The sequence below is a fragment of the Candidatus Dadabacteria bacterium genome, from assembly GCA_026708565.1.
Taxonomy (GTDB): Bacteria; Desulfobacterota_D; UBA1144; order Nemesobacterales; family Mycalebacteriaceae; genus Mycalebacterium.
On sequence record JAPOUR010000046.1, the window covers coordinates 10,245 to 19,172 of the forward strand.

The 8,928-nt window shown below is 57.3% G+C and carries 8 protein-coding genes; 2 read left to right on the forward strand and 6 right to left on the reverse strand.

Going from position 1 to position 8,928, the window contains the following annotated elements; translation table 11 throughout:
- Window positions 1–2,700: putative Ig domain-containing protein (locus OXF42_05925; protein ID MCY4047622.1), on the forward strand; the 2,700-nt coding region annotated here is incomplete at its 5' end.
- Between the two features lie 14 nt (window positions 2,701–2,714).
- Here OXF42_05925 and dcd read toward each other — a convergent pair.
- The 6 genes from dcd to dapB all read right to left on the reverse strand — a co-directional run bounded on the left by dcd (window position 2,715) and on the right by dapB (window position 7,990).
- Window positions 2,715–3,275: a dCTP deaminase gene (gene dcd / locus OXF42_05930; protein MCY4047623.1), complete on the reverse strand. Its 561-nt coding sequence runs from the start codon at window positions 3,273–3,275 to the stop codon at window positions 2,715–2,717.
- A 19-nt stretch (window positions 3,276–3,294) separates the two neighbouring features.
- Complete coding sequence (gene pheS, locus OXF42_05935; protein MCY4047624.1) at window positions 3,295–4,329, reverse strand: phenylalanine--tRNA ligase subunit alpha; 1,035 nt, start codon at window positions 4,327–4,329, stop codon at window positions 3,295–3,297.
- Window positions 4,329–5,222 (reverse strand): protein translocase subunit SecF, encoded by an 894-nt coding sequence (gene secF, locus OXF42_05940; protein ID MCY4047625.1) that lies wholly within the window; start codon window positions 5,220–5,222, stop codon window positions 4,329–4,331. The genes pheS and secF overlap by 1 nt, the downstream gene beginning before the upstream one ends.
- A complete protein-coding gene (secD, locus tag OXF42_05945) occupies window positions 5,219–6,805 on the reverse strand; it encodes a protein translocase subunit SecD (protein ID MCY4047626.1) in 1,587 nt (528 codons plus the stop codon). The genes secF and secD overlap by 4 nt, the downstream gene beginning before the upstream one ends.
- Window positions 6,802–7,185, reverse strand: coding sequence for a preprotein translocase subunit YajC (yajC, locus tag OXF42_05950; protein ID MCY4047627.1), 384 nt, complete (start codon window positions 7,183–7,185; stop codon window positions 6,802–6,804). Before yajC ends, secD begins: the two co-directional genes overlap by 4 nt.
- An 85-nt stretch (window positions 7,186–7,270) precedes the next feature.
- A complete protein-coding gene (dapB, locus tag OXF42_05955; protein MCY4047628.1) occupies window positions 7,271–7,990 on the reverse strand; it encodes a 4-hydroxy-tetrahydrodipicolinate reductase in 720 nt (239 codons plus the stop codon).
- 35 nt (window positions 7,991–8,025) lie between these two features.
- Between dapB and OXF42_05960 the strand changes: the two genes are divergently transcribed.
- Window positions 8,026–8,919: a YicC family protein gene (locus OXF42_05960; protein ID MCY4047629.1), complete on the forward strand. Its 894-nt coding sequence runs from the start codon at window positions 8,026–8,028 to the stop codon at window positions 8,917–8,919.
- Window positions 8,920–8,928 lie beyond the last annotated feature (9 nt).

The following is an 8,928-nucleotide window of genomic DNA, read 5'->3' on the forward strand; positions in this document are numbered from 1 at the left end:
TACAGAAACGGCATAAGGCGTCGCAACGGAGAAGACAGCGTATACCATGTGGGAGAGCGCGGTGACAGAAACAGGGCGTTCACATTTCATGTAATGAACATTCCCCTTAGTGGGGAGGTAGAATACTCCGTATCTCCGCCCCTGCCCGAGGGGTTTGAATTTGAGAGGGAGTATTCCGACTTCAGTACCAGCCCTTTGGCGGACCTCAGGCTTGTCCATGGAGACCAACAGTCAAGGATTCAAACAACCCGTCTTGTAGGTGTCCCGGTTGCCGAGCAGAAATGGACTGTTTACACGATTACGGTTAATTACGGAAGCAGGGTTGTGGGAGAAGAGGAATTTTATATTGAGGTTCTTCCCCCTCCCACGGACTTGCGGCCCGACTTCGGCGAGCAAGCCGCAGTCAGCGAAACATATGTTGTCAACACGACAATAGAAGACTTGGAATTGCCCGAAGCCATAGGCGGCGACGGGGCTTTGACCTACACGGTGGACGGCCTGCCCGAGGGGTTGAATTTTGACGGGGACACGCGCACGATTAGCGGAACTCCGACCGCCGTGCAGGGGGAGACCACATACGCCCTGACGGCAAGGGACGAGGACGGGGATGCGGCGATATTTCCTTTCACCATTACCGTTGAGGAAGACTCATTGCCCGTATTTGCCGACTTGTCGTCCGAGATTAACGAGATATTTCTTCGCGACTATTTCCGGAGGATCGCCCTGCCCGAAGTAAGGGAAGGCAGCGGCAATGAGCCGATAACCTATACGGTCAGTCCTTCTCTTCCTGACGGGTTAAGTCACAATTCCCGTAACAATAATGTTTTCGGCACGCCGAACACGGAGCAAGAACGCACGGAATACACTGTTACGGCAACGGACCATAACGGCGACAGCGCGACAATGGTTTTCAGTCTTACAATTCTGGAGCCGCGCCCGCCCCGGCTGACCGTTTCCCCCGCCGCTCAAAACGCGGCTGAAAGCTACAGGACGCTGACTTTTTCCATCGCTCTTGACTGGGCTGCGCCGAAGACGATAACGGTTGACTATGACCTCACCATCGGCGGCACGGCAACGCCTTTCGGTCCGGACTCGGACTACACGGTCATTGAGCGGGACGCCGCGCCGATAGGCACATTGATCTTTCCCCCCTTCTCCGTTGAGCCGCAGCAAATTGTGCTTTCGCTAAAGGATGACGGTGAACACGAGGAGGACGAAACAGTCATTCTTACACTCCACAGCCTTTCAGGCGACGCAAGATTTCCGGGAGATGCGGACATGATTACGGTGGTCGCCACAATCAGAGACAATGATGAATCTCAAATCCAAGAGGCGAACAGGCGGACATTGGCAAGGGTTGCGGTTGCGGTTGCCTATGAGACGTCGGGAGCGGTACGGGACAGGGTACGGGAGGCGTTTTCGGGAGGCATTCGCAGCGGGGTGTATGTCCGGGGCGAAGACTGGCGGCGGTTTCTCGCCGCCGAGGCGTCCCGCGGCAATGAGCGGGCGGAGGTGCCGGAGATTGATTTGTCAGACCTTGCGTTCACCCTTGCGGCGTCTGAGTGGGGCAACTCTTATTACGATTCCGGCGAGTCCACGGGATTCAGGGTGTGGGGGCACGGATACAGCCGCAACATTGATGTCAGCGAAGACGCAACAATTAAGGGCGGCCTTACCGGCGGCATAGTCGGGGCTGACACCCTTATTCTGTCCAACCTGCTGACCGGCGTGTCGGCAAACCTGTTCAGCGCGGACATGGATTTCCGCAGACGGGGCGCGGCGGTCTTCGCGCATGAGACCTCGGCGTGGACTGTCAATCCGTATATCGGCTGGCAGCCCGCTCCCCGCTCCACGCTTTGGGGAACGGTGGGCTACGGCACGGGCGACATTGATGTTGCCCGGAAGGGGGCGGTTTGCGTCTCTCCGGACGATTGCTACAAAAGCGGCATACGCCTTCTGACTGCGGGGGCGGGCGGAAGCGTGGTTATGGGCAACTTAAGGGCCGGGTCGGGGCGCGTGAACTTTGATGTGACGGGGGATGTTTCGCTTGTCCGGATGACGGAGGATATTTCCGGTGGTTTGGATGCGGAGGCCGGCACGGCGCGTTTCGGGCTTGAGTTCGGGTATGGGCGGCCTCTGGGGCCGGACGGCAATATCGGCGGCGATTTTGACCTTGCATACCGCGCCGATTTCGGCGATGCGGAAACCGGAAGCGGGTTTGAGACGGGGGGCGGCCTCAAGGTGACCATTCCGTCCTGGGGGTTGAGTTTTTCAGGCGCGGGGCGGGCGCTTCTCTCCGGTTTTGACGGTGTGGAGGAGTGGGGTTTTTCGGGCGACCTCCTGTGGTCATACACCAGCGACGGGACTGGCCCCTATGTTAATTTCAGCCCGCAATGGGGGGCGACCAACGACAGAAGGGATGAACTTTGGGAGCGCGGTATCTCAAAACTCGGCGGTTTCACGGACGGCGGACAGCGTTACGGGGTTGAGGCGGGTTACGGCGTTCCGTTTATGGGAGAGAGCGGGGTAATGACGTTTTTTGCCCGCAGCCGCATGGAGGACGGAACGGCGGTTTCAAGGTCCGGCGGTGTTGATGTTGAAGTTTCGGGCGGCCTGACCGCCGGGTATGAGGCGCTGTCCCGCGCGTCCCGCGATGAAACGGAGCACAGGGGCTACCTGCGGTACGGCGGGGCGTTTTGAGTCCCGGAACTCCGCTACCTCTTTGAAATTTTGGGCGGCGTTATGCCTTTCTGTTTCTGGTATTTCCCCTTCTTGTCCGCGTAAGACCTTTCGCACACCTCGTCCCCGTCAAAGAAGAGAACCTGCGCTATGCCCTCGCCCGCGTATATCTTTGCGGGAAGCGGCGTTGTGTTTGAAATCTCAAGCGTTACAAACCCCTCCCATTCGGGCTCAAACGGGGTTACGTTCACTATGATTCCGCACCGCGCGTATGTGGACTTGCCCACACACACCGTAAGAACACTGCGCGGGATTCTGAAATACTCCACGGTTCTGGCAAGCGCAAACGAGTTGGGGGGGATAACACAATCCCCCTTGATCGGCACAAACGATTTCGTGTCAAAGTTTTTCGGGTCAATAAACGTGTTGTGGATGTTTGTGAAGACCTGAAACTCGTTGCTGACCCTGATGTCGTAACCGTAGGACGAAAGCCCGTAGGAGATCTTCCCCTTGCTTACCTGCGATTGAACAAACGGCTCAATCATCCCGTGCTTCCGCGCCATTCTTTTTATCCATGAGTCTGATTTAATTCCCATTTTTTTCCTCCCTTTCCGGCTAAAACTGCCGGAGAAATCTTATGTCGTTTTCAAAGAAAAGCCGTATGTCATCTATGCCGAATTTCAGCATCGCCATCCTCTCAACGCCCATTCCAAAGGCGAAACCCGAAACCCCGTCAGGGTCGTATCCCACATTTTTGAACACCTGCGGGTCAACCATTCCACAACCGAGCACCTCTATCCACCCGGTTTTTTTGCAAACATTGCAGCCGCCGCCCCCGCAGATTACGCACTCTATGTCCACCTCGGCGCTGGGCTCGGTGAACGGAAAGAAACTGGGCCTGAACCTGACGTTTGCCTTCTCTCCGAAATACGCGCCGACAAAACCCGTTATGACGGACTTGAGATTTGCAAAACTCACGCCGGAATCAACCATCAGCCCCTCAATCTGGTGAAACATCGGCGAGTGGGAAACATCGCTGTCGCACCTGTAAACCTTGCCCGGAACCACAACGCGCAGCGGAGGCCGCCGGTTTTCCATAACCCTTATCTGAACGGGCGAGGTGTGAGTGCGCAAAACCATCTCGTCCGATATGTAAAAGGTGTCCTGCATGTCGCGCGCGGGGTGGTCTTTTGCAATGTTCAGGGCTTCAAAATTGTAGTAGTCAAGTTCCACTTCGGGGCCGTCCATTACGGAAAAGCCCATCCTTTCAAAAATTCCGGATATCTCCTTTGTTACCAGACTGACGGGGTGAAAAGAGCCCGCCTCCGCGCCGCGGCCGGGAAGGGTAATATCCGTCTTTTCCGCCGCGAGAGACCTTTGCCCGCCCTCGCGTCTGATTTCGTCTATCCTGTCCCTCGCAAACCCCTCAATTGCCTCGCGCGCGCCGTTGAGAGATGTCCCGACCTTCCGCCTTTCCTCAAGGGGAAGATTTTTGAGGGATTTAAGCATAAGGGTTACCGAGCCGTTTTTGCCCGTGTAAAGGGATTTGACGCGGTGAACGGACGGCTCGTCCGCCGCCGCTTTCATTTCCTTTCGCGCCTTTTCGGTCTCCGTGTTTGCGCGTTCCAGAGCCTGCCGGGGGTCGCTCATCATTTTTTCATCATAACGGCAAACCTTGTCGCCACGAAGATTGACGAATAAGTTCCCGCCAGCACTCCCACCATCAGTGTAAAGGCGAAATCATGTATAACGGAGCCGCCGAGGAAAAACAGCGGAATCAGAACTATGAAAACTGTTATCGTTGTGAGAATGGTTCTTGAAAGAGTGCGCGTGATTCCCGTGTTGACCGAGTCCGTAAATTTGCCGGGCTTGTCCTCGCCCGCCACCGTCTCCCTTATGCGGTCAAAAATTACAATGGTGTCGTTAACGGAATAACCCACAACCATCAGAAGCGCGGCCACTATGGAGAGCGTTATCTCTTTGTCCGCAAGGGCGAGCGCGCCCATGGTTATGACCACATCATGCACAAGGGCGGCGACCGCCCCCGTGGCGTATCCGGTTTCAAACCTGAATATCAGATAGATGAGCACAACAATGCAGCCCATTGCCAGAGCCACCACGGCTTTCCTGACGAACTCGCGCCCCACGTTGGGGCCCACATAGTCTATTCTCAATATCTCCGCCCCTGTGAAGCGCGGGGTGTTTCCCGCCGCCGAGGTGAAATCCTTTTTGAAGGCGTTCACCCTGTCAGACGGGAGGTCGCCGGGGGCGAACTTTGCCAGAAACTCGCCCGATGACGCAATGCCGAACGCCTGAACGGAAACCGGCGGGTAGCCGGCGGAGGTGAACAAATCCCTTGTGTCCGCCTCGGTTGAAGGGGAATCCGGCGAGCCCGCCTTGATGTGAACCTCCGTTCCGCCGGTGAACTCAACCCCCGGTTTCGGGCCTCCGTCAACCACTATGGCGGCAACGCTTGCCGCTATCACCAGCACGGAGAAAACTGCCGTCCGGCCAAACCATGATGTGAAGTTGTAAACCCTCACGTCGCCTTTTCCCTCCACACGGCGGACGATATGAGGCGCGCCACTATCAGGTTGCTGAACACCGTGCAGACAATTCCCGCGCACAGGGTGGCGGCAAAGCCCTTGACGGGGCCGTTGCCGAACCAGAACAGCACAAACCCCGCGAGCAGCGTGGTAACATTGGCGTCAAGGATTGTCCTTACAGACCTGCCGTATCCGGTCTCAATGGCGTGAACGTGAGACTTGCCCGCCCGCATTTCCTCTCTTACCCGCTCAAATATGATGATGTTGCCGTCAACCGCTATGCCGAGCGTGAGCACTATGCCCGCTATTCCCGGCAGGGTGAGGGTGATGCCCAGAGACGCGAGCAGACCCATAATCAAAAACATGTTCAGCCCCAGGGCGATGTTTGCCACTATGCCGTGAGCGCGGTAGTAAAACGCCATAAACACAATCACCAGCGCGCCGCCCACAAGCATGGAAAGTTTCCCCTTTTGTATGGAGTCTTTGCCCAGAGAGGGCCCTATGAGTTGTTCCTGCTGCACGGAAACCGGAACGGGAAGAGCCCCCGAACGCAGTATCAGCGCGAGGTCTCTCGCCTCGTCCTGAGTGAATGAGCCGGTTATCTGCCCCTCAAAACTGATGCGGCTCTGGATGACCGGGGCTGATTTTACAACGCCGTCAAGAACGATTGCCAGCCGGTTGCCTATGTTTTCTTCGGTAAGTCTTCCGAACTTTTCCGCCCCCTGGCTTGAAAAACTGAAAGACACCGCCGGGCCGCCGAACTGGTCAAATATGAGCCGCGCGTCCGATATGTGCTCTCCGGTAACCTGCGCCGCCGCCTCCGTTACAAAGAAATTCTCATTGCCGCCCTCGTAGGACGGGTGAACCGCAAGTTCCTTTTCCGCGAGTTCGCTTTCCTCCTCCACTTCCGCGTTTGTGAGCGCCTCTTCACGCGAGAAGCCGCCGCCGCGCACTATTTTGAACTCCAGAACGGCGGTCTTTTTGATGATGTCAACGATTCTGTCCCTGTCTCCCTCCGAAGCGCCGGGAACCTGTATCACTATTCTGTCCGAGCCCAGTTTTGTTATGGACGGCTCTACGAGGCCGAAGTCAAGAACGCGGTTTTCTATAACCTGCCGCACCTGCTCCATTGAGTCGTCCCGTATTTGCGCCATGCCGAACTGTTCGGCAAAAATCCTTAACGTGTTTCCCTCCGCCTCGGCGATGAACTCTTCAAACCTTCTCTCCACAACCCTGCGAGCCTTTGCCAGGGTTGCGGCGTCCGCAAACTCCATTGAGAGAACAAGGTCTTTAACGCCGGAATTGACTATGGCGGTTTCGGGGTCGTCAAACTCTTCACGGACGGACGCCGCCACCGTTTCAAGCCGCCGCCCCACGCCTCTGTCGGTTTCCACGCCCAGTTGGATGAACACCCCGCCCCTGAGGTCAAGCCCCAAGCGTATCCCGCTTGAGGGGAACGCCTTTGACCACCAGCCGGGCAGTTTGTCGCCGAAAACGTTGGGGGCGAGGAATATCGCCGAAAGGACGGCAAAGACCGCGACAACGGTAAGCCAGAGTCTGGAAACTCCGCCCACCTTCATTCTCCGGCCTTTTCTTCGGCCTTTGAAGCCACGGACGCAACGGTTGCCTTCACGGTTACGCCCTTTGCAATCTCAAGCGTTATGGGGTCGTTTTCCGTTGCGCCCATTTCGGTAATGGTGGCGTATAAGCCGCCGTTTGTTATCACGGAGTCGCCGCGTTTGAGGTCCTTGAGCATCTGCTGACGCTGGCGGCTGCGTTTCTGCTGCGGGCGTATTATCAGGAAGTAAAACAGCACAAAAAGGAGCGCGAAGGGGGCGAGCCCGGTAAGCGGGGACGACTGCCCCTGAGCCCCCGCCTCGGCAAGCGCCTCGGCGGCAAACGCAAATACAACAACAAACAGCGCGGCGGGCGCAAACATTTTTCCGTCCAGAATTTTCACGGCAACAAATCCTCCGAAAGATACTCTTAAAATGTTCCGGCAAAACCGCCGGGATGCGGTGATTGTAAACCAACCGCGCCTTTTTTCAACAGCCCAGCCCCAGAACCTCCCTCATTCCGTATATTCCGGGCGGCTTGCCGCAAACCCATACCGCCGCCTTCACCGCGCCTGAGGCAAAGATTTTTCTGTCCTCCGCCACATGGGAAAGCAAAACTCTTTCGCCGCCTCCAAGAAACATTACCGTATGGTCTCCCGCCGCCGTTCCGCCGCGCACAGACAACGTATCCGGCTCTTTCCCGCCGCCCGCCGCCACCGCGCGGGCGAGCGCCGCCGCCGTTCCGCTGGGCGCGTCCTTCTTTGCCGCATGGTGGGTTTCAACTATCGCCGTGTCAAACCCTTCAAGTTTTTCCGCCGCAATCCGCGCCAGCTCCTCAAGCAGGTTGACGCCCACGCTCATGTTCGGAGCCATCACGCACGCAAACGACCCCGCCAGACTTTCCATCTCCCGAACTTGAGCGGGTGTAAATCCCGTAGTGCCGACAACCATCGCCTTGCCCTCCGCCGCGCACCAGCGGGCGCACTCAATCGTGGCTTCGGGGGCGGTGAAGTCCACAATCACATCCGCTCCCGCAGACGCGTTTTTCACACCCCCCGAAACCGGAACGCCGGCAATTTTGCCGCCGACCGCCCCGTGCTTGGGGCTTTCAAAAAGCCCGGTGATTTCAACGCCTTTGGTTTCTTGCGCCTCGGCGGCTATCGCCGCGCCCATGCGCCCGGCTGCTCCCGCGATTGATATTTTTGTCATGTTTCCCATCTTTTCCGGACGGCGGGTAGGATAGAATGAAGCCGTCCGCGCAACAGATTAAACGCCGGACGCGCATAGGGCAAGATATGAGAAGCATGACGGGCTTTGGAAGGAGCGAGGCGGTAGCGGGCAATGTCCGCCTGACCGTTGAGGCGCGGAGCGAAAACCACAGGTTTTTTGACGCCCGGATTTCCCTTCCCGAAGGGGCGGGGTCTCTGGAGCGGGGCATACGCGACCGCCTTTCCCGCGCCGTGCTTCGCGGCAAAGTGAAACTTACCGTCTCCTGCGAGAGCGCGGGGGGTCCCGAAGCCGAGATAGACATGGGCGGGGCGCGCGCCGCGCTTGCGGGACTGAGGAAACTGAAAAAGCAGCTGAACATAAAGGGCGACATAACGATTGACCAGATACTTTCCTTTGGCGGTCTTGTGAAGCCGCCCGCCGCTTCGCGCCGGGTTGCGGCGTCTCCGGTAACAAAGACGGTTGCCGCCGCCGTTGCGGAACTGGATGACAGCAGAAGGCGCGAGGGCAAACGTCTTCAAAAGGAGTTGCGGTCGCGCATTTCAAAGTGCGCCGCCATTGTGCGGAAGATAAAGAGGGAGCGCTCTTCCTACGAGGCGGAGATGAAGCGCAAAATATCGGCGTTGGAAAAAGAGGGGACGGATGCTTACAAGGAGATGGCGCTGTCTGTTGAGAGGAGCGACATAACCGAGGAGTTGGTGCGGATGGACTCGCACATTGTCCGTTTCAGGGAGTTTGTCGCCAAAACGGATTTCTCGGTGGGCAGGGAGCTTGATTTTCTTGCTCAGGAGATGAACAGGGAGGCGGGAACGATTTCCGCCAAGTCCAAGTCTCCCGCCATTTCCCACCTTGCTGTGGACTTGAGGTCTGAGATAGAAAAGGCGCGTGAGCAGGTTCAGAATGTTGAGTAGTTTTGAAAC